This is a genomic window from Enterococcus sp. 3C7_DIV0644 (genome assembly GCF_002141235.1).
Lineage (GTDB): Bacteria > Bacillota > Bacilli > Lactobacillales > Enterococcaceae > Enterococcus_D > Enterococcus_D entomosocium.
The window spans coordinates 948,782-968,004 of record NZ_NGLK01000001.1 but is presented as its reverse complement, the minus strand read 5'-3'; the positions used below and the strand labels follow the sequence as shown (position 1 = coordinate 968,004).

At 41.6% G+C, this 19,223-nt stretch carries 17 protein-coding genes and 2 tRNA genes; all 19 read left to right on the top strand.

The genetic code is table 11. The features are described from left to right. Nucleotides 1–5 precede the first annotated feature (5 nt). The 19 genes from A5877_RS04545 (at nucleotide 6) to A5877_RS04455 (ending at nucleotide 19,176) form a co-directional block, all read left to right on the top strand. Nucleotides 6–983, top strand: coding sequence for a branched-chain amino acid ABC transporter permease (locus tag A5877_RS04545; RefSeq protein ID WP_005228744.1), 978 nt, complete (start codon nucleotides 6–8; stop codon nucleotides 981–983). Continuing rightward, the gene (locus tag A5877_RS04540) at nucleotides 964–1,740 is read left to right on the top strand and encodes an ABC transporter ATP-binding protein (protein WP_008380898.1); all 777 of its coding nucleotides are present in this window, start codon (nucleotides 964–966) and stop codon (nucleotides 1,738–1,740) included. Before A5877_RS04545 ends, A5877_RS04540 begins: the two co-directional genes overlap by 20 nt. After that, entirely contained in the window at nucleotides 1,740–2,441 is a 702-nt protein-coding gene (locus tag A5877_RS04535; protein WP_005234392.1) for an ABC transporter ATP-binding protein, read from the top strand. The genes A5877_RS04540 and A5877_RS04535 overlap by 1 nt, the downstream gene beginning before the upstream one ends. 3 nt (nucleotides 2,442–2,444) lie before the next feature. Further along, complete coding sequence (locus A5877_RS04530) at nucleotides 2,445–3,092, top strand: CBS and ACT domain-containing protein (RefSeq protein WP_005234394.1); 648 nt, start codon at nucleotides 2,445–2,447, stop codon at nucleotides 3,090–3,092. A 122-nt stretch (nucleotides 3,093–3,214) separates the two neighbouring features. Then, nucleotides 3,215–3,448, top strand: a complete 234-nt coding sequence (locus A5877_RS04525) for a DUF2969 domain-containing protein (RefSeq protein ID WP_005228752.1) — start codon at nucleotides 3,215–3,217, stop codon at nucleotides 3,446–3,448. Nucleotides 3,449–3,533: 85 nt separating this feature from the next. Next, nucleotides 3,534–3,617, top strand: a tRNA-Tyr gene (locus tag A5877_RS04520). Nucleotides 3,618–3,621: 4 nt separating this feature from the next. Next, nucleotides 3,622–3,693: transfer RNA gene (locus A5877_RS04515), tRNA-Gln, on the top strand. A 103-nt stretch (nucleotides 3,694–3,796) separates the two neighbouring features. Further along, nucleotides 3,797–3,979 carry a hypothetical protein gene (locus A5877_RS04510; RefSeq protein ID WP_086297747.1) on the top strand — a complete coding sequence of 61 codons (183 nt, stop codon included), beginning with the start codon at nucleotides 3,797–3,799 and terminating at the stop codon, nucleotides 3,977–3,979. Nucleotides 3,980–4,089: 110 nt separating this feature from the next. Next, the gene (locus A5877_RS04505; RefSeq protein WP_005234399.1) at nucleotides 4,090–4,797 is read left to right on the top strand and encodes an EAL domain-containing protein; all 708 of its coding nucleotides are present in this window, start codon (nucleotides 4,090–4,092) and stop codon (nucleotides 4,795–4,797) included. A gap of 4 nt (nucleotides 4,798–4,801) precedes the next feature. After that, nucleotides 4,802–5,911 (top strand): GGDEF domain-containing protein, encoded by a 1,110-nt coding sequence (locus tag A5877_RS04500; RefSeq protein WP_086297741.1) that lies wholly within the window; start codon nucleotides 4,802–4,804, stop codon nucleotides 5,909–5,911. A gap of 332 nt (nucleotides 5,912–6,243) precedes the next feature. Next, nucleotides 6,244–7,296 (top strand): GGDEF domain-containing protein, encoded by a 1,053-nt coding sequence (locus A5877_RS04495; RefSeq protein ID WP_005234402.1) that lies wholly within the window; start codon nucleotides 6,244–6,246, stop codon nucleotides 7,294–7,296. Between the two features lie 60 nt (nucleotides 7,297–7,356). After that, nucleotides 7,357–8,397 carry a bifunctional glycosyltransferase family 2/GtrA family protein gene (locus A5877_RS04490; protein WP_008380912.1) on the top strand — a complete coding sequence of 347 codons (1,041 nt, stop codon included), beginning with the start codon at nucleotides 7,357–7,359 and terminating at the stop codon, nucleotides 8,395–8,397. Continuing rightward, nucleotides 8,394–10,658, top strand: coding sequence for a glycosyltransferase (locus A5877_RS04485; RefSeq protein ID WP_086297732.1), 2,265 nt, complete (start codon nucleotides 8,394–8,396; stop codon nucleotides 10,656–10,658). The genes A5877_RS04490 and A5877_RS04485 overlap by 4 nt, the downstream gene beginning before the upstream one ends. Further along, nucleotides 10,633–12,462, top strand: a complete 1,830-nt coding sequence (locus A5877_RS04480) for a lantibiotic ABC transporter permease (protein WP_086316460.1) — start codon at nucleotides 10,633–10,635, stop codon at nucleotides 12,460–12,462. Before A5877_RS04485 ends, A5877_RS04480 begins: the two co-directional genes overlap by 26 nt. A 303-nt stretch (nucleotides 12,463–12,765) precedes the next feature. Further along, nucleotides 12,766–14,670, top strand: a complete 1,905-nt coding sequence (locus A5877_RS04475; RefSeq protein ID WP_086316459.1) for a BglG family transcription antiterminator — start codon at nucleotides 12,766–12,768, stop codon at nucleotides 14,668–14,670. Nucleotide 14,671: 1 nt separating this feature from the next. Further along, nucleotides 14,672–15,121 carry a PTS sugar transporter subunit IIA gene (locus A5877_RS04470; RefSeq protein WP_005234407.1) on the top strand — a complete coding sequence of 150 codons (450 nt, stop codon included), beginning with the start codon at nucleotides 14,672–14,674 and terminating at the stop codon, nucleotides 15,119–15,121. Between the two features lie 23 nt (nucleotides 15,122–15,144). Beyond that, nucleotides 15,145–15,462, top strand: coding sequence for a PTS fructose transporter subunit IIB (locus tag A5877_RS04465; protein ID WP_005234408.1), 318 nt, complete (start codon nucleotides 15,145–15,147; stop codon nucleotides 15,460–15,462). Further along, nucleotides 15,452–16,588 (top strand): PTS fructose transporter subunit IIC, encoded by a 1,137-nt coding sequence (locus tag A5877_RS04460; RefSeq protein ID WP_086316458.1) that lies wholly within the window; start codon nucleotides 15,452–15,454, stop codon nucleotides 16,586–16,588. Before A5877_RS04465 ends, A5877_RS04460 begins: the two co-directional genes overlap by 11 nt. Nucleotides 16,589–16,590: 2 nt before the next feature. Further along, entirely contained in the window at nucleotides 16,591–19,176 is a 2,586-nt protein-coding gene (locus tag A5877_RS04455; protein ID WP_086316457.1) for a glycoside hydrolase family 38 C-terminal domain-containing protein, read from the top strand. Nucleotides 19,177–19,223: the final 47 nt, after the last annotated feature.

Here is a 19,223-nt window from a genome sequence, read left to right as displayed (position 1 = left end):
CAGAAATGAAAAAGAATTTACGTTACAACTTAATCTGGCTCGCTCTGGCAGCTATTCTTTATTTTGGATTATTTGCAGCCTACAATGGCGGAATGATTAATTTGTTCTCTGATGCGATCATCGTCAATATCGGAATCAATATCATCTTGGCAGTCAGTTTGAATCTAATCATCGGCTTTTCAGGGCAATTCTCCTTAGGACATGCTGGGTTTATGGCAATCGGTGCTTATGCTGGCGCGATCCTGTCGGCAAGCAATCCAACCTTTGGCGGCTTTTTAACTGGTTTACTGGTGGGGATGCTGGTTTCAGGTGCAGTCGCATTAGTGGTTGGGATTCCGACCCTCCGTTTAAAAGGCGACTATCTAGCGATCGCTACCCTAGGTGTGGCAGAGATCATTCGGATCTTGTTGGTGAACCTACGAGGCTTGACCAATGGTCCTGCTGGAATTTTCGGATTGCCCCAATTCAGTAATTGGCAGATCGTCTTTCTCTTTGCCGTTCTATCGATTCTTGTCGTTTCAAACTTTATCCATAGCGGACCAGGCAGAGCGACTTTAGCGATTCGGGAAGATGAGATCGCTGCAGAATCGATGGGGGTCAACACAACGAAATACAAGGTAATTGCGTTTGTGATGGGGGCAGTGATGGCAAGCATTGCTGGTACCCTTTATGCCAGCTATCAGCAGTCGGTTTTCCCACGAGATTACGGTTTTATGAAATCGATCGATGTGTTGATCATCGTCGTTTTTGGAGGGCTTGGGAGTACCACAGGAGCGGTTGTTTCGGCAGTAGTGCTAGGAATCTTAAACATGTACTTGCAAGGCTTCTCTGATTTGCGCATGATCATTTATGCATTGGCTTTGATCATCATCATGATCTTTAAACCAAGCGGACTTTTAGGGACCTGGGAATTCTCCGTAAAAGGACTGTTGGACAAATTTAGAAAAAAGGGGGATGACAACGATGCCTCTATTAGAAGTTAAAAGCTTAACGAAAAACTTCGGTGGTTTAGCTGCTGTTTCTCATGTAGACCTCCATCTAGATACCAATGAGCTGGTCGGGTTGATTGGACCAAACGGTGCCGGCAAGACAACGCTCTTTAACCTCCTGACAGGTGTTTATGAGCCTAGTGAAGGCGAAGTGCTTTTTGAGACCCAAGGTAAGCCAAAACGTTTAAATGGCGTGAAGCCTTATAAAATCGCGGATTTAGGCCTTTCAAGAACCTTCCAAAATATTCGCTTGTTTAAAAACTTGACCGTAATGGATAACGTCTTGATCGCTATGAACAGTAAGCATAAAGAAGGACTACTGACGAGCATCTTGCGTTTGCCAAAGTATTACAAAAACGAAGAATCCATGAAGAAAAAAGCCTTAGAGCTGTTACGGATCTTTGATATGGATGGCAAAAGCCAAACGTTAGCGAAAAATTTGCCTTATGGCGAGCAACGCCGTTTAGAGATCGTACGCGCATTGGCTACAGAGCCAAAAATTTTGTTTCTTGACGAGCCGGCAGCGGGGATGAATCCTCAGGAAACAACAGAACTGACAAAGCTGATCTATAAGATCCAAAAAGATTTTCAATTGACGATCCTCTTGATCGAGCATGATATGAGTTTGGTCATGGAAGTGTGCGAACGGATCTATGTACTGGAATACGGGCAAGTCATCGCCCACGGTGAACCAGAAGAGATCAAAAACAATCCACGGGTAATCGAAGCCTATCTAGGAGGGGAAATCTGATGCTGGAAATTCAAAATTTAAGTGTTCACTACGGCATGATCCAAGCAGTTCATGATGTTTCCTTCCACGTCAATCAAGGAGAGATCGTTTCGCTGATTGGTGCCAATGGTGCCGGAAAAACCACGATTTTACGGACGATTTCTGGATTGATCCGTCCTTCAAAAGGCTCCGTCACTTTTGAAGGAAAGCAAATTGAGAAAGAAGCACCGCAAAAAATCGTCGCAAACGGCTTGTCGCAGGTGCCAGAAGGGCGGCACGTCTTTTCCGGTTTGACGGTTCAAGAAAACTTAGAGATGGGCGCCTTCTTGCGTAAAGACAGTGGTGTCAAAGAAGACTATGAACAAGTTTATCGCAAGTTTCCTGTATTGAAAGAACGCCTCTCGCAAGATGCGTCGACATTATCTGGCGGTGAGCAGCAGATGTTGGCAATGGGGCGGGCATTGATGTCAAAACCGCGCTTGCTTTTGCTGGATGAGCCATCGATGGGCTTGGCGCCAATTTTTATCAAAGAAATTTTTTCCATCATTCAAGAAATCAAGCAGCAAGGAACGACTGTGCTGCTGATCGAACAAAATGCGAAAATGGCTTTATCGATTGCCGATCGCGGCTATGTATTAGAAACCGGGAAAATCGTTTTAGAAGGTACCGGAGAAGAATTACTAGCAAGCGATGAAGTTAGAAAAGCGTATCTAGGAGGTTAAACAATGAGCGTAAGTGATTTTATGACGAAGACGGTCATCACCGTCGATTCACAAACACCGATCTTTGATGCAATAGATGTGATGAAGCAGCACGATATCCATCGTCTACCTGTCGTTGATGATGGCAAATTAGTAGGGTTGATCACAGAAGGAACGATCGCTGAAGCAACTCCCTCAAAAGCGACCAGCTTAAGCGTTTATGAAATGAACTATCTCTTAAATAAAACGACGGTCGCTGATATCATGTTGAAAAAAGTGACCACGATTGAACCGGAAGCTTTATTAGAGGATGCGATTTCGGTGATGCGAAGTGAAAACGTTGGGGTTTTACCAGTCATGGATGATGATGCCTTAGTGGGAATCATTACCAACAATGATATTTTCGATGCCTTTTTGAAAATCACTGGGTACCACGATGGTGGAACACGAGTGTCCATTGAGATCACGGATGACCATGTGGGTGTTTTAGCAGACGTGACGAAACTCCTTGCGGATCATCAGATGAGTATTTTGACGATTGTGGTAAATCGGATGGCACTAAAAACAGTTGTTGAGATCCAAGTAGAATCACGGCAAGTCGCAGCAATCGAGAAAATTTTAAGCGATGCAGGCTATACCGTGACGAGTGCTGTCTTGACGAACCAGAAGTGATCTAAGAAAAAGTAGCTGATCGTAAAGATTGGCTACTTTTTTTATTTCCAGAAGAGATTTTCTTTTTCTTTTGTTGCTTTTCTGTTAAAATAGGAAGGTGCTGTAAAGAAAGAGGTGCAACCATGTCTAAGAAAAATAAAGATATCGAAGTACGTATTGAAGAAACAACAAAAGCCATTCATGGCAAAGACTATACCGTCAATGAATTATTCATCGGAAAAAAACGCATTGGTGAGATTTTAACAACTGGACCAAAAGAATTTCAAAGCTTTTTAGGGGATGAAGATCTAGGTTCGAGCAGAAGCTTAGAAGCTGCCATCGAGATGATTATTCGTCAATGGAATTTACATGAATAATTTCTAGAAAAATTTACTTTTTGCTCTTGCAATTTGTTATCTTTTTCGGTATTATAACTATTGTCAGGTTTGAGAAAAACCTTTTGGAGGAGTAGCGAAGTGGCTAAACGCGACGGACTGTAAATCCGTTCCTTAGGGTTCAGTGGTTCGAATCCACTCTCCTCCACCATTATTGGGGTATAGCCAAGCGGTAAGGCAACGGACTTTGACTCCGTCATGCGTTGGTTCGAATCCAGCTACCCCAGTCAAAGAGATACGTAGAAAAAAACAGCAAGCACTCTTGCTGTTTTTTTGTTATTTAAAAAGAATCGTGTTTTTTATAAGTACTTAAAGAAACAGGAGACTGATATGGAAGAAGCCACTTTCAACAAGCTAGTTTCTACGAAATTGAAAAAAGCAATGGTTGCTTTGGGGCATTTCTATGAAACAGGCATGGAGTGGAACGGAAAATCACAGTCGATTCTTTCACAGAAATTTCTTTCAGAGAATTTAAAATATTTGGGCATTTTTGGTTCTGTTTGGTATACTTAGGCAAATCAGTTCCTTTGAGAGAACCATTTTATAGCATGAGAAACGAGCGATGACAGGAATATTGCCGATTTTCGGAAGTGATAACTTTACTAGATGGGGGCTTAACGAAGATGGGAAATGAAACGACTTGGGAGAACACAGACCGCCTTTATCTGTTGTGTCAACCAATCATGCAGGTAAAATCGCTAAGTCAGCAAGAGGTGAATGGCTATGAAGTCTTGCTACGTAGCGAGAAGAACAACCGATTTCCACAGCAAGAATTCAGCACAATGATTCAAACTGAAAGTGGCAATCAGCAATTGATGAGATGGTATGCCAAGGAATTGCGGCGTCTATGCAAAAAAAAGCCGGAAACCCGCTTTAGTGTCAATATACATCCACAACAGCTGCTGTGGCAGTCTACGTGGTCCTTTTTTGAAACGATGGCTGTTTATAAGGCGCAGTTGCAGATTGAATTGACGGAACACCCCGTACGCATACAGCAAGAGTCATTTGATTTGTCTGTAGCCATTGCAAAAATTAAAGCTTATGGTTATGTGATCGCGGTCGATGATATCGGTTGCGGACAAAATACCCTCTCGTTGGTCTTTGCCAATCTTGCCAGCGTTGATTGTTTGAAATTTTCGTTGTTACCGTTTATTCAGCTTGATGAGGAGATTGGCTTCAGCTTTTTGGCTTGTTGGTTGAAGGTTGCCCAAAAATATCAGCTTGAGCTGATCGTTGAAGGGATCGAGAACCGCGAAAAAATGGTCCAGTTGCTTGAGATGGGGGTGCATTTGCAACAAGGATATTTATGGTCTAAAGGAGAGCGATTGTGATGGAATGTTAGAACGAGGCGTGCTTTTGGCGTTTGGTTTGCCGCTGATGATTGCCAGTTTACTGGTGACCGCAGATGTTTTTGTACGAAGTGTGCAAAAAATATCGGTTTCTCGTCCATTTAAGTATTTTATTATTGGTATTCTGACGTTTACGCATTTGTATTTTATTCTTTCTTTCTCAATGAATTCAGTTGGGTTTATCTGTTATCAATACACAACTGCTTTTATTGCGAGTCATTTTTTCTATGGTGATCGTGGCAAGATCTTGATTTTGATAACGCCGTGTATGGTCGTTTTCTATTTACTGTTTGTCGGTTTTTCTGACATTGGCAAAGCCTTTTATTTACCGCTATTAGGTGTCGGTGTCTTTGTCCTTGATTTTCTCTTATCAAAAATCAAGTCGCTGCGTCCGCAACAGCAATTTTATATGATGTATTTTTTGACCTGCCTGCTCTCACCGCGTTTTTCGATGCTAGTCCATCATACGACGACCTATGACTGGGAAGCGATGTTGGCAGTATTTGTTGGTTCTTTCGTGCTGCTAGGAAGTTTTATGTGGTTGCATCGATTGATTGAGGGGCAAGAATACCAAGTACTGGCAGAGTTAGCGAATAGTAAGATCGATGCGTTGACCGGCTGCTTCAACTATGGGACCTATAACCACGATCTGCTTCAAGCCGTTTCACAGAAAAAGACTGTGACGATCGCCATGATCGATCTCGATCACTTCAAAAAGGTCAACGACCGTTATGGTCATATCGCCGGAAATGAGCTATTGAGAACTTTCGCCTCACGGACGGCCACTTTTTTAGAGGCGCATTTTGCCGAGACCTTTTCCTTTTATCGTTATGGCGGCGAAGAGTTCTGTGTCGTGATCGAAGGGGATGTCAAAGAACAGACCGTAGCTGCGATGACGACACTGTGTCAAACCATTTCTAGTAGTATGTTTCCTGTCGCTAATTTTGAAAAAGGGACGATGTCTTTGTCTTGCGGCGTTGAAGCGAGCACCGTTTGTCATGGGGATATCTTGGCAGCCGTCGAAAGAGCCGATCAAGCACTCTATCTCGCAAAACAAAGTGGTCGAAACCGGGTGTGCACCTTACCTGAGACGTAAAAAAATAATGAAAAAATGATTTGCACAAATTCACAAAGAATTAAATCTTTATGCACAAATTGTTAGTAATAATAAAGAAATAATGTTATTTATTTACAAAATATACATTTTGATTATTTTATTTATCTTGAGAATCTTCGCATATCAACAAAAAGATTGAAACTATGTATAATTTCTGGTAAATTATTCTAAATCAAGAGTGATAAAAACTGTCAATAATTAATAGTGATTCTTACTTGATGCTTTGTCCGCTTTTCCAATGAAATGTTTCTGGAATTGTCCCGTCGAATCAGCAAGTAAGGGTTCTTTTTTTTAGAAAGGAAGCACAGGAAATGGCAAATACGCTGGTTGTCAATACACTCGCAAATTTAGGCGCAATTATCATCAATATTTATTTGTTATTCAAAATCAGTGACGGATTCGTTGGCCAAGGGACGTTCAAAGCGAAACAGATCGCAGCGGCGATTGCTTGTGAAACCGTGGTGGGGATGCTGATGATGAATTTCTCTTATGTCGTATACGAAACGCGATTTGACCTGCGCTTCTTGCTTTACGCTTTTTCCATGAAATATCTGGGGTGGAAGGTGACCGTACCGACGATGGTCAATCTAGCGTTAGGGCGTTTCTTGTTTGAAGTATCAAAATCTTCTTGGCTGAACTTATATCTTACGTTTTTTTTGATGGTGACACTGACATTTCTGCATGCCTGGGCCAAACGGCGATTTACTGACAAACAAGAGTTGTTCCTATCAATAACCTACTTGATCGCTATCTCCTTTCTTTTTGGTTTTTATTTGACGGGTGATATTCAAAAAACGACCCTAATTTATATAGTTTATGGCATTCTCGCCTATACGTTGGCGTTTTTCCTTTATTCGATAGTCAATGATATGCAGCGCATTTTGGCATTGGTCAAAATCGATGATCTTACGCAGTTGAACAACTTTCGTAAATTTCAAGATGACCGCCAACGCCTAGATACGACCGAGGTGGACTTATCGATCGCTTTGATCGATATCGATCATTTCAAAAATTACAATGACCGTTACGGACACCGTGCCGGGGATGTGATTTTGCAAGAAATCGCTCGTATTTTTTCGACCTACTGTACGGCGAGCAATCCGGTCTATCGCATCGGTGGGGAAGAGTTTGCGATCTTGATCCAAGGAGACGCACAGGCTGCTGCTTATCTCCTTGAAAAAATTCAAAAGCGCATCCGTTACCAAGAAATCATCTTGGATGCCGGTGATTCGGTCAGCATCACGTTGTCGATTGGGATCGCACAACGGCAAAGGGGTGAGTTGCTACAACAAACGCAAGAACGTGCGGATCAAGCATTGTATCGAGCCAAACGCAGCGGTCGCGACCAACTCTGTCTTTACTGATGGGGGTGGCTTCTTTTCTTTTTTTGTTTTCAAAAATACTACCTTAAATGAGGAGCGCATATGGAAAATAGTTTAATCATGATTCCTTCGCTAGAACCTGACCACAAACTGCTGGCTCTGGTGGAGAAAATTCGTTTGCATAATCAGCACCTGCCGATTTTGGTCGTGGATGATGGCAGTGGGGCAGCTTATCAGTCCGTCTTTTCGGCATTGGAACAGAAGTTTGGTTGTCAGGTTTTGACCCATCCAAAGAATCAGGGAAAAGGCGCAGCCATCAAAACCGCTCTCACTGAAGTGCTGACAAACCAGCCAGCTGTTGAATTTATGGTGACCATTGATTCGGACGGGCAGCATGAGTATACCGATATGATGGCTTGCTTAGCAAAGGCCCAAGCCCATCCGGACAGCATTATTTTAGGGACCCGATCCTTTGGCAAAGAAGTGCCCTTGCGGAGTAAGTTCGGCAACATTTTGACCCGAAATATCCTGCGTTTAGCGACTGGTCTTGCTATTGAGGATTCGCAGACGGGCTTAAGGGTTTTCCCTCGAAAATTCATGACAGATTTGTTGGCGATCTCAGGTGAGCGTTTTGAATATGAAACGCGGATGCTAATCGAAGCCCAGAAGCGGGGGTGGCCGATTCTTTCACAACCGATCGCAACCATCTATATTGAAGAAAATGCCTCTTCCCATTTTCGGGTCTTGGCAGATTCTGTCGCTATCTATAGCGTCTTTTTGAAGTATTTGTTTTCATCTGTGGTCTCCTTTTTTGTCGATGTGATCGCTTATGCGTTATTGATCCATTTCTTGTCTGTCATCAATCTGTCCTCCATCGTGATCGCTTCGTTGGGTGCCCGATTGATTTCGGCGATCGTCAATTACTACATCAATCGCGAGCTTGTTTTTGGTCAACGGACAAAGAACAGTATGCTGCAGTATTTTTTATTGGTGATCGTACAGATTTTGCTGTCCTCTTTTCTCGTCTACCTGATTTATTTGATCCTACCGATCGGAGATTCTGTGTTGTTAAAAATAGGCGTCGATTGCCTGCTCTTTTTCTTTAGTTACCATGTGCAAAAAAATGTCATCTTTAAGGAGTGATTGAGGTGGAACAAAAACGTTTGCCTTGGGCGAAAAAAGTCGTTTACTTTCTGGCGTTTGTCTTTTCGCTGATCTATTTATCATGGCGGGGGCTGTATACATTGCCATGGCACGAGTCTTGGTTTGCCTTGCTGTTTGGTTTGCTGCTTTGGGGCAGTGAGATCGTATCGAACTTTACGGGCTTGCTGTTGATTTGGAACAAAAACAAAGCAAAGCCCTTTGAAAAACCGGTCGTGCCAGAAGCCGACTATCCGGCGATCGATGTGTTGATTGCTACTCATAATGAAGAAGTGCCGCTTTTATTAAAAACGGTCAATGCGGCAGTTCATATGAAATACCCCGATCCCAAAAAAGTTCACATCTATTTGTCAGATGACACCAACCGTCCAGAGGTCAAAGCACTGGCAGATAAATTTGGCATCGGCTATATCGGATTGATCGGCAATCAGCATGCCAAGTCAGGCAATCTCAATCATGCATTATCAAAAACCAATTCGCCGCTAGTGGCGACCTTTGATGCAGATATGATTCCTTACTCAGATTTTTTGCTGGAAACAGTGCCATATTTTGTGGCAAATCAGCAGGAACGCCGCAATGACCAGACCATCAAACCGTTGGGCTTTGTTCAAACACCGCAAAGTTTTTACAATGCGGATCTTTTTCAGTACAATCTTTTTTCAGAAGCGGCGATCCCTAACGAGCAGGACTTCTTTTCCAGAGAAGTCAATGTTTTGAACAACGCCCATGATACCGCTATTTATACAGGTTCCAATACGGTGATTGCACGAGAAGCGATCGAAGCCGCTGGCGGATTTCCGACGGACACGATCACGGAAGATTTTGAATTAGGCGCCTTGATCAATTGCCAAGGTTATCGCAGTTTATCAACACTGCAGCCAATGGCCAGCGGTCTGTCTCCAATTGATATCCCAAGTGCCTTAAAGCAGCGAATTCGCTGGGGAAGAGGAGTGGTCCAAAGTGTCCACAATCTCCATCTTTTTAAGAATAAGACGTTGTCTTTGGCGCAAAAAATGGTTTTCTTAAACAGCTATTTGTATTGGTGGTCGTTTCTACGACGGCTACTATTTATTTTCGCGCCGATTTTGTACACCGTCTTTAATGTAAGGGTCGTAGAGACAAACTTTTGGGTCTTGCTGCTGTTTTGGCTGCCAAGCTATACGTTCTTGCATTTGGCGATGCAGGATTTGAGCAGTGATATTCGAACGCAGCGTTGGGGCGAGATCCAGGAAACGATTTTTGCACCTTACCTAGTGATTCCTGTCTTTTTGCAAGCCATTGGCATCAAAGAGACCCGCTTCAAGGTGACTAATAAAGCAGCAACTCAGTCTAAAAAAGACTTGTTGTTTGTGGTGCCGCATTTGTTGCTGTTGATTTTGACGATTATCGGCTTAGTGAAGTTTAATTACGGCAAATTCGGCTCAGAGATTTTCTACGGCAGTGTGTTGACCTTCTGGCTGCTGACCCATTTCTTTAACTTAACCTTTGCGGTCTTATTTTATCTCGGTCGCCCGATTTATCGAACGACGGAACGGTTCAGAGCCCATTATCCTGTTGAAGTTTCCGACCAAGACGCCAGCTATTCTTTGATGACAGAAAATATCTCAGAAAATGGCTTGTCCTTCGTTTCTGACGTTCCTCTTTATTTTCCGCCAGATGCGCCGCTGACTTTTAAAATCACCCGTAATGGCTACCAAGCAGAGATGACTGGAAATATTGTCCGCGTCTTTTCTGGAAAAGATCGATGGGTCTATGGCGTTGCTTTAAACCAGTTGACAGAAAAAGATTACTTAGCCTATCTGCAGATCATTTATGATGGCTTCAATCAAAGCCTGCCGGTTCTGCGGGATCCGTGGATGACCTTCTTTGACAGTCTTTTTGAAAATCTCGGTAAGCATCTGCTGCAAGCCAAACAAAAGCCATTGCCGCCTCAAAGAGTGCCCATACTGACCATTGATCAAAAATGGCACTTTGATGAAGGAACCTATGCGGTCACAACATTTGGTTTTGATCAGTTCACGTTGGCAAAAACAGAGGAGGTCGAGATGCCGGTCCATCTAAACTTACCGATCAGTAATCTTGTGCTTCACGCTGAAAAAGCGACGCTTCAGCCAAAAGAAAATCAAGTGATATATCAAGTAAGCAATCTTTCAGAGCTGCGTTCCACAGTAGCCCTCCAAGAATGGGTAGACAGCTTGCTGAGAAAGGAGGCAGACGATGATCGAGATCCTGCTGCGATTTAGTCTATTTGGTTTATCATTAGCTGGCTATGCCTATCTTTTTGTACGAGTTTGTCATTTTACCAAATACATTAGCTGGATCGCTGCCTGCTGTTTGCCGATCCTCGTTCTTTCCTTTGTCGCATATGGTCCCAAAGGATGGTTGATCTGGGGGGCCTGGTTTTTATTTGGTCTTGGCTTACTATTATGCGTTTGGCGTTTTTGGCAGGAGCGCCATCAGGTGCGCTGGGGTTTACAAGAGCCCATCATGCTGTGGTTTTATGGCTATTTTGCTTTGTTCGTTTTAACATTGCTTCACAGTCATTTGACCCACTATGACAACTTCTCTCATTGGGCGACGATCGTTAAATTCCTTTATACGCAGGGACAATTGCCAACGGCAACCGATGCCATCATCAGTTTTACTTCCTATCCTTTAGGCAGCTCACTGTTTGTTACTTATACAGCAATCATCGTTGGCTATCATGAGAATGTCTTGCTGATTGGTCAATTGATTTTGATTTTCTGTAGTCTGTATAGTTTTTTTGCGATTATTCGTGATCCGAAAAGAAAGCTGGCTTTTGTCTTGGTCTTCACCAGCATGGCCGTATTCAATTATTTTAATATTGCGATTCGAATGAATAATTTGCTGGTAGACTTCATTCTTCCCGTTTTAACTTTGGCAGGCATCTCCGGGTTATTTTCTTTAAAAGGCAAAGTGCTGCCTTCAATCAGCTACTTTCTTTTGATTGGCGCCTCTCTTGATTTGGTCAAAAATAGTGCCGTCTTTTTTCTGCTGATTTTAGGTGGCTATTTACTAGTCTGCTTATGGCAGGCATCAATTCGTTGGCGGCAACGGCTAGGCTTGATGATTGTAGGATTAGCTGCCATTGGGCTATCTGTCCTGCCGGCGATTCTTTGGAACCTGCATGTCAAAGCGAATTTTCCTAAATCGAAGCATGAAGTCAGCGTGACCGCTTATAAACAGATTTTTGGTGAAAAGGATTCTCAGATACTGCAGCAGATTACGGATGTTTTTGTCAAAACGATCACGGATGTTACGACGGTTTCCACGCAAGGGATTCTCTTGATCCAGGTCATCCTGTTGGGCAGTTGGCTATTTGTCCGATTTATTATAAAAAAACGCAATCCATTTCTAAAAGAACTGCTGTTGATCGATGGTATTATTGGTCTCTATTACTTGGGTATTTACGCCATGTTCTTGTTCTCGATGCCCACTGATGAAGCACTGTCTTTGGCAGGGTTCGATCGCTATGCTTCGAGTATTGTGATCTTGGCATTAGGTTTGATGACCTTTTTCATGGTCCGGGGCATTGATCATTTGTATCATGAACAAGCGATCGATCGGCGAAACTACCGTAGTTTTGCCAGCTTGACCACAAAAAAAATCTATCAATACAGTACCTTGATTCTGTTATTTTTTGCGACATTGCTGATCCTTTCAGAAAATAATGGCATGCGTTATACCAATCGTGAATATGCTGCTTCGATTCCAGCACAAGTTTCAGCCGTTACTGGCGATCGCTTTGACCTAAACCAGAAAAAATACTTGGTCGTCAGTACCAATAAAGAAGCAGTAGACAGCTACTTAGTTGGCTATGTCGGCAAATATTACTTGTTTTCACCCAATGTCGATGGCCGAGAGAATTTCCTCTTATCAGATGCAGATTTTCGCACGCTATTAAAACAATACGATGAAGTCGTCGTCCTAGAAGAGCACTATACCTTTAATGCCATGACGAAGAAGCTAACAGGCAAGACCTTTGCCCCTGGTGTTTATTCGGTGGCGGAGGTGTTGGGGCAATAGATGAAGGAATTTCTCAAGCGCGTCTCCTTATTAGAGAATCAATAGTAAAAATACCAATGAAACAGACGTATCGTTTGTTCATTGGTATTTTTTTTCTGTTCCCACTGAGTAATATCCTCTATACTATGAAAATACCAAAAGATATGTAAATAATCTGGATTAAACGAAAGGGTACACATGAATAAAAAAACGGCGCAATATTTTCAGTGCCTATGATTTACTGTAATCAATGCAGTAAAAGTAAGTGTTTTCATTTTTTTGAGAAAAAGCTACCATTAGAAATGTAGACGAGGTGAAAGTTTCATGATCAGTGAACGGGAAAAAGCAATTATTCGATATCTCTTAGAGAATGGACCAACAACGGTTGCTAAAATTGGGTTGCATATGTCGCTTTCGCAAAAGACAGTTTCGCAATCGCTAAAGAGAATTGATGAATTTTTGCAGGAAACAGCAATAAGGCTTGTTCGCAAACCTAGAGTAGGTGTATTTCTTGATGGCGATTCAGCTGAAATTCTAAAGTATCTTGATGGGCACGAGGAATCAAACTTACCGACGAGCAAAAAAGATCGTATTCAGTTTCTTTGCTTTGAAATACTGAAACAAAAAACGTATTTTACGCGTCAACAACTGCAAGATGCACTCTACATCAGTAAATCAACTTTAGAAAATGACATGGGGCAGGTAAGCGAGATCTTTCGTCATTTTAACGTTACGATTGAAGTTTTACCGGGGAAGGGTTCCTTTTTGAATTTGTCAGAACAAGAAAAACGTCGTTTAGCATTTGATTTGATCTACTATTTCTGGGGTGGAAATTGGAAAATAACACAAGAGCAGCAACGCTATTTGCATTCGATTCAAGGAATTCCTCAGTTTGTTAATGATTTTATTGACCTGACAAAAATTTCTTTAGTTGATACGCTCTTACAAGAGTATTTGAAAAAAGAACAAATTACGCTTAATGATGCTGCCTATCACTCACTATTGCTTCATCTAATCATCATGATTGATCGGGTCAAAGAGAAGAATTATCTGACTTTCGAAGAAAGAAGCCATCCTTTGATGGAGAATAGAGCTTTTTATCGATTTATCGCATCAATAGAAGAAACGTTTTCTCTGTCGTTGCCAGTTTCGGAAGTTCATTATATTTCGCTTCATATCTATGGGGATTCGTTGATGAAGAAGAATGACTCCGATGATTTGCTTGATGAAACGATACGAAAATTGATTCATGAGACGATCTCCCTACGCAATGAAAGTCTTTTGTTAGGATTGGTATCACATATCAAAGAAGCTATTTATCGCATTCAAAAAGGATTAGTCATTCATAACCCGTTTCTAAATGATGTGAAGAAGAATTTCCCTTTGTCTTTTGAGGAAGCGCTTCGATTAGCTCATGCCTTAAATTGGCAGTTTTCGATTTCGATCCCCGAAGATGAGGTTGCTTTTTTGGCCGTACACATCCAAGTGATGAAAGAACAGCGAGAAGAAAAACAACCGCAGAAAGTGAGTGTCTTATTAGTTTGTAGCAGTGGTAAAGGCACTTCACAACTATTAGCTGCTCGCATTCGGAGAAATTATGAGCAAATCGATATTTCCAGAATTCTTTCTATTCAAGAGTTGATTCAGACCAATATTTATGAGGACTTGATTTTATCGACAGTGGATTTAAAAATCGATTCGATTCCAACAATCAATGTTTCACCTGTACTGAATAAAGATGAGCAGCGAAAAATAGAAACCTTTTTAAAAAATGTCGAAGAAAAGCAAAATGGTTCTTTCAGTCAGTTTTCGAAACTGATTCACGAGGACTTGATTTTTTTAGATCATCATTTTGAAAATTATCAAGAGGTGATTACATTTATTGGAGAGCAGTTGGTTACTCGTGGGTATGTGATCGAGGAAATGATTAATTCTTCCCTAAAAAGGGAACAGCTTTCCTTTACTTCTTTTGGACGATTCGCAACGCCTCATGGGACGCCAGAATACGTGAAAAAATCAGCGATTGTATTTTTACGTCTTAATAATGAGATCCACTGGGGAGAAACAAAGGTGAAATATGTCTTTTTCATCTGTATCAAGGATGAAACTGTACAAGACCTTGAGGAAATCTATGACACGATGCTTAATGTGATGGAATCAGATGAACGAACCTTCCTCCTTAAAGGGACGAAAGATGAATTAAAAAAGTATTTACAAGGGGGAACATAAAATGAATATAGAAACACTACTACCTTTTGAACATATTGTTCTTGGTCTAGAGGCAACCACTAAAGAAGAAGTGGTCCGTCAATTAGCAAAAATATTAGTAATTGAAGGAATCGTTCAATCCGAAAATGAGTATGTTCAATCAGTCATGGAAAGAGAAGATCACTCGACCACAGGAATAGGCAATAATATAGCTATCCCTCATGGAAAAAGTCGTGCAGTTTCTGAACCCGCAATCGTTTTTGCTCGGTTAAAGGCACCATTAGAATGGCAATCTTTAGATGATGAACCGGTAACGGTTGTGATTATGCTTGCTATTCCTGAAGAACATCAAGGAGACACCCATTTACGGATTTTATCAGAAATTGCCATGAAATTGATGGATGAAGACATCACAGAAGCGCTGAAAAGCGAAACAGATAAAGAGATTATCGCGAAATTATTAAGCGAATAAAATGGAGAAAAGGGGAAAGACGAATGAAGAGAAAAATTATTGCAGTAACGGCGTGTGCCACAGGAGTTGCTCATACCTTTATGGCGGCACAGGCGCTAAAAAAAGCAGCAGCGAAACGTGGCGATTTAATCAAGGTTGAGACACAAGGAGCAACAGGTATCGAAAATGAATTGAACGAGCGGGATTGTCAAATTGGGGAAGTCGTGATTTTTGCCGTTGATACGAAAGTGAGAAATGAGGAGCGTTTCAATGGCAAAATGATTCTCAAAGTCCCGGTAGCAGCCCCTATAAAAAACGCAGAAAAAGTAATTGAAGATGCATTAAAGCTGATTGATCAATAAAGAGGAGGAAAATCAGATGAAAAAGTTGGCAAGTGAAATGAAAAATCATGTTTTAACAGGAATATCTTATATGATTCCTCTAGTGATTGCCGGAGCAGTTATCATGGCGATTTCTCGAGTAGGTGGATCAATATTTGGGATTGTTGATATTTGGGACGCCTCTCATGGAGAAAGTGCGAATACGATTATCCGATTACTCCATAGTTTAGATGGATTCGGTGGCATTGCGTTAGGACTGATGTTTCCCGTAATATCGGCATTTATTGCTTATTCGATTTCCGATAAGCTAGGGATTGCCCCTGGTCTTGTTGGAGGTATGTTAGTAAAAGACATTAACGCAGGCTTCTTAGGCGCAATTGTTTCAGGGTTGATCGCTGGGTACATCTGCTTGTGGATCAAAAACCATATCAAACTGCCAAAATCGATGGCATCGGTAGTTCCAGTGTTCTTAGTTCCTGTTTTAGGTACTTTAGTCACTGTCCTACTTGTGAACTATGTGATCGGTACACCATTTGCAGCTATCAATGTGGGCTTAGAGTCATGGTTGAACGGATTGAGTGGCGGAAATGCGGTCGTGATGGCGGCAGTTGTAGGGGCAATGGTTGGATTTGATCTTGGAGGGCCAGTAAATAAGGCAGCTGTGACAACCGCGATGGCTTTATTGACAAGTAACGTTTATGCACCAAACACTGCAGCACAAGTGGCGATTATCATTCCGCCAATTGGTTTAGGATTAGCGACTGTTTTTGCAAAGAATAAATACAATAACGAACTAAAAGAAGCAGGAAAATCGTCGATCATTATGGGACTAGTAGGTATTTCAGAAGGAGCGATCCCATTTGCGGTGGAAAATCCACTAAAAGTGATCCCAGTGAATATGATTGGTTCAGCGATTGGTTCTGCAATGGCTGTAGGTCTAGGAGCTGTCAATACAGCGCCAATCTCTGGTTTTTATGGTTGGTTCACCGTAGAAAAATGGCCACTGTATGTTTTATCGATTGCTACTGGCTCATTATTCATTGCGATTTGTACAAGCTTGCTACGTTCAAAAGATGCGGGGAAAGAAACAGATGCCACGATGGAAGAGTTTGACGAAGCGGCTTGGGAAGAGCAGTGGGAAGCATAGCTATGACAAATGTACACATAGTAAACCACACCCATTGGGATCGTGAATGGTATTTTACTTCGATGGACTGTGTCGTTTTGAGTGACCAATTATTTAGTGATGTACTAAAAGAACTAAAGAGGCAACCGACTGCTTCTTTCGTGCTAGATGGACAACTGTCTATTCTGGATGATTACTTAGAACTCTATCCTGAGCGCTTGACTGAGGTCAAAGAGTTGATCGCCAATGGTCAATTGTTCATCGGTCCTTGGTACACCCAAACAGATGCCTTTTTCGCTTCTGGTGAGTCCATCATTCGAAATGCCATGATTGGTATATTTGATAGCAAAAAATATGGCAGCTATATGCCGATCGGTTATTTGCCAGATACATTTGGTTTTAATGCTCAAATGCCAACCATATTGAACGAAGTTGGACTTGATAACATTATCTTTTGGCGAGGCATCGATTTAGGGGAACAGGTCAAATCCCCTTACTTTAAATGGACGAGTTTAAGTGGGCGAGGTTCACTGTATGCGGTGAATTTTCCTCAAGGATATGGTGCACAGCAGCAATTGGAGCCAACGAGCAGTTATGTAGATGGCAGACTCGATAGAGGTGTTGATTTTATTAAGAGCTACGCGAATGAACCTGAAATTTTGATTCCAACTGGAAATGATCAGTTAGGCATTGTTTCTGCCATAGAAGAAAAACTAACGAAAATCAATCAGCTTGGAAAATACAAGTATCAATTGAGCACCTATCCAGCATTTATGGAGATCGTCCGTCAAAAAGAACTGGAAGTTTATCAAGGAGAGTTTCGTGCACCGGTTTTTGCACGGGTTCACAAAACGATTGGTTCTGTACGAATGGATCTGAAACGTGAGATTTTTCGATTAGAAAACAAATTAGTTTTAGAAATTGAACCAATGTTAGTTATTGCGAAAGATTTAGGGATCGAATTAAGCAATCGCTTGCTAATGAAAGCTTGGAAAAAGTTATTTGAATGTCAAGCCCATGATAGTTTGGCAGGCTGTGTATCAGATAGTGTTGCACAAGATATCAGTCATCGGGTAAAAGAAATCAGTGAGATTTGTGAGAGCATTGAAAATTTGATTTTAAAAAGAATCAGTGAAGGACTCGCTTTACAAGCCAACCAATTTCTGATTCTTCATCCAACACCAGTGCCATTTCAAGGAGAGAAATTCGTTAAGATCGTATCCAGAACCAACAATATCAAGGTTATTGGAGCTGATTCATCTGTACTTGAAGCAGTGTATATCCCAAGCAGGAAAAATATTATGGAAGAAACTCCGGCTGGCAACCGTTTTATTGAAGAAGAGGGGTATTATCTGTTAACCGTTCAAGTGACCTGTGCCTTTTCAGGCCTTGGTTATCAAGTCCTTACATTTGAAGAGCAAGAGACAACTCCCGAATCGTCTTTAGATCAAAACACATGGATTAGAAATGGAAAATACATGCTTTCCTTTGAAGACGGCCACCTGATTTATTCAGATGGAAAACAACAGATCGTGGATTTCTTGTCGATCATCGATGATAGTAATGCCGGTGATACGTATGACTATTCGCCTATTTTGAATGATCAACCGATCACGCTTCGTTTTGCCAGCTGCAATGGGAAGCAAGAAACATTGGCTTTGGAAGGAAGTTTACAGCTACCGTATACGATCGAAGAACGGATGAAAGGAATCGCCACCAAAACATTCGATTATACATTGACCCTCCAACTGACAAAAAATGGTGAGGTAAACGCAAAGCTACGTTTTAAAAATACGCTTTTAAATCATCGGATTCGAGTGAAAGCTCGATTAAACAAGCCGATAGAAAGAGCGGTTGCGGCCATTCAATTTGGCTATCTTGAAAAAAGAAATCAAACACTGGAAAATTGGCAAGAAAAATATGCAGAAAAACCTGTCAATATTGAACCATTTGAAAAACAAGTGGTTGTTTATGATCAAGAGAACGCCCTCGTTTTCTATAGCGAGCAGAGCAAAGAGTATGAATATATCGATGACTCCTTATATGTAACGGTAGTAGCTACAACCGACTCTCTAGGAAAACCAGATTTGTTGTATCGACCAGGTCGTGCTTCTGGCGATACAACCAAAAAGGGACATATTATGATGGAAACACCTCTTGCTCAAATGGAAAACTATGAGATGGTCTTCGATTTTTCCCTAAGGGTCGCATCAACAGCTATTTCTGAAGAGTTGTTGGCTACTTGGAAAACTGTTAAAGAACAGCCATCGATTTCTTATCAATTGCAAGATTTGAATTACTTTATTTATCGTATAGACAATAAAATTCAAAAGCGCATTGATCCATTATCTCTGACCGACATGTCTCTTTCTTTGTTGTCTTGCAGCTTAGAACCAGGTGTGGGAGTCAGTGCGCTCCATAATGCGTATTACTCTGAGGGAATCGTTGTCCGTTTCGTCAATTCAACGAACAAAGAACGTCCTCTTGAGCCCAAAAAATTATTTAATGGGTACGAATATCAGCGAATCAATGCCTTAGAAGAACCGCTTGAAGCGGATCATATCATCCACGCTTATGGAGTAGCAACCTATTTATTAACTAAAAACTAGGAATAAAGAACACAAAATTTGTCGAGAAGGAATTGCTTCTGTAACGT

Coding starts and splice junctions, on each gene's coding strand:
- A5877_RS04490 (WP_008380912.1), top strand. CDS start 7,357: ATGGAAAATAGTTTAATCATGATTCCTTCGCTAGAACCTGACCACAAA.
- A5877_RS04545 (WP_005228744.1), top strand. CDS start 6: ATGAAAAAGAATTTACGTTACAACTTAATCTGGCTCGCTCTGGCAGCT.
- A5877_RS04480 (WP_086316460.1), top strand. CDS start 10,633: ATGATCGAGATCCTGCTGCGATTTAGTCTATTTGGTTTATCATTAGCT.
- A5877_RS04530 (WP_005234394.1), top strand. CDS start 2,445: ATGAGCGTAAGTGATTTTATGACGAAGACGGTCATCACCGTCGATTCA.
- A5877_RS04540 (WP_008380898.1), top strand. CDS start 964: ATGCCTCTATTAGAAGTTAAAAGCTTAACGAAAAACTTCGGTGGTTTA.
- A5877_RS04475 (WP_086316459.1), top strand. CDS start 12,766: ATGATCAGTGAACGGGAAAAAGCAATTATTCGATATCTCTTAGAGAAT.
- A5877_RS04470 (WP_005234407.1), top strand. CDS start 14,672: ATGAATATAGAAACACTACTACCTTTTGAACATATTGTTCTTGGTCTA.
- A5877_RS04510 (WP_086297747.1), top strand. CDS start 3,797: ATGGAAGAAGCCACTTTCAACAAGCTAGTTTCTACGAAATTGAAAAAA.
- A5877_RS04500 (WP_086297741.1), top strand. CDS start 4,802: ATGTTAGAACGAGGCGTGCTTTTGGCGTTTGGTTTGCCGCTGATGATT.
- A5877_RS04535 (WP_005234392.1), top strand. CDS start 1,740: ATGCTGGAAATTCAAAATTTAAGTGTTCACTACGGCATGATCCAAGCA.
- A5877_RS04495 (WP_005234402.1), top strand. CDS start 6,244: ATGGCAAATACGCTGGTTGTCAATACACTCGCAAATTTAGGCGCAATT.
- A5877_RS04465 (WP_005234408.1), top strand. CDS start 15,145: ATGAAGAGAAAAATTATTGCAGTAACGGCGTGTGCCACAGGAGTTGCT.
- A5877_RS04525 (WP_005228752.1), top strand. CDS start 3,215: ATGTCTAAGAAAAATAAAGATATCGAAGTACGTATTGAAGAAACAACA.
- A5877_RS04505 (WP_005234399.1), top strand. CDS start 4,090: ATGGGAAATGAAACGACTTGGGAGAACACAGACCGCCTTTATCTGTTG.
- A5877_RS04455 (WP_086316457.1), top strand. CDS start 16,591: ATGACAAATGTACACATAGTAAACCACACCCATTGGGATCGTGAATGG.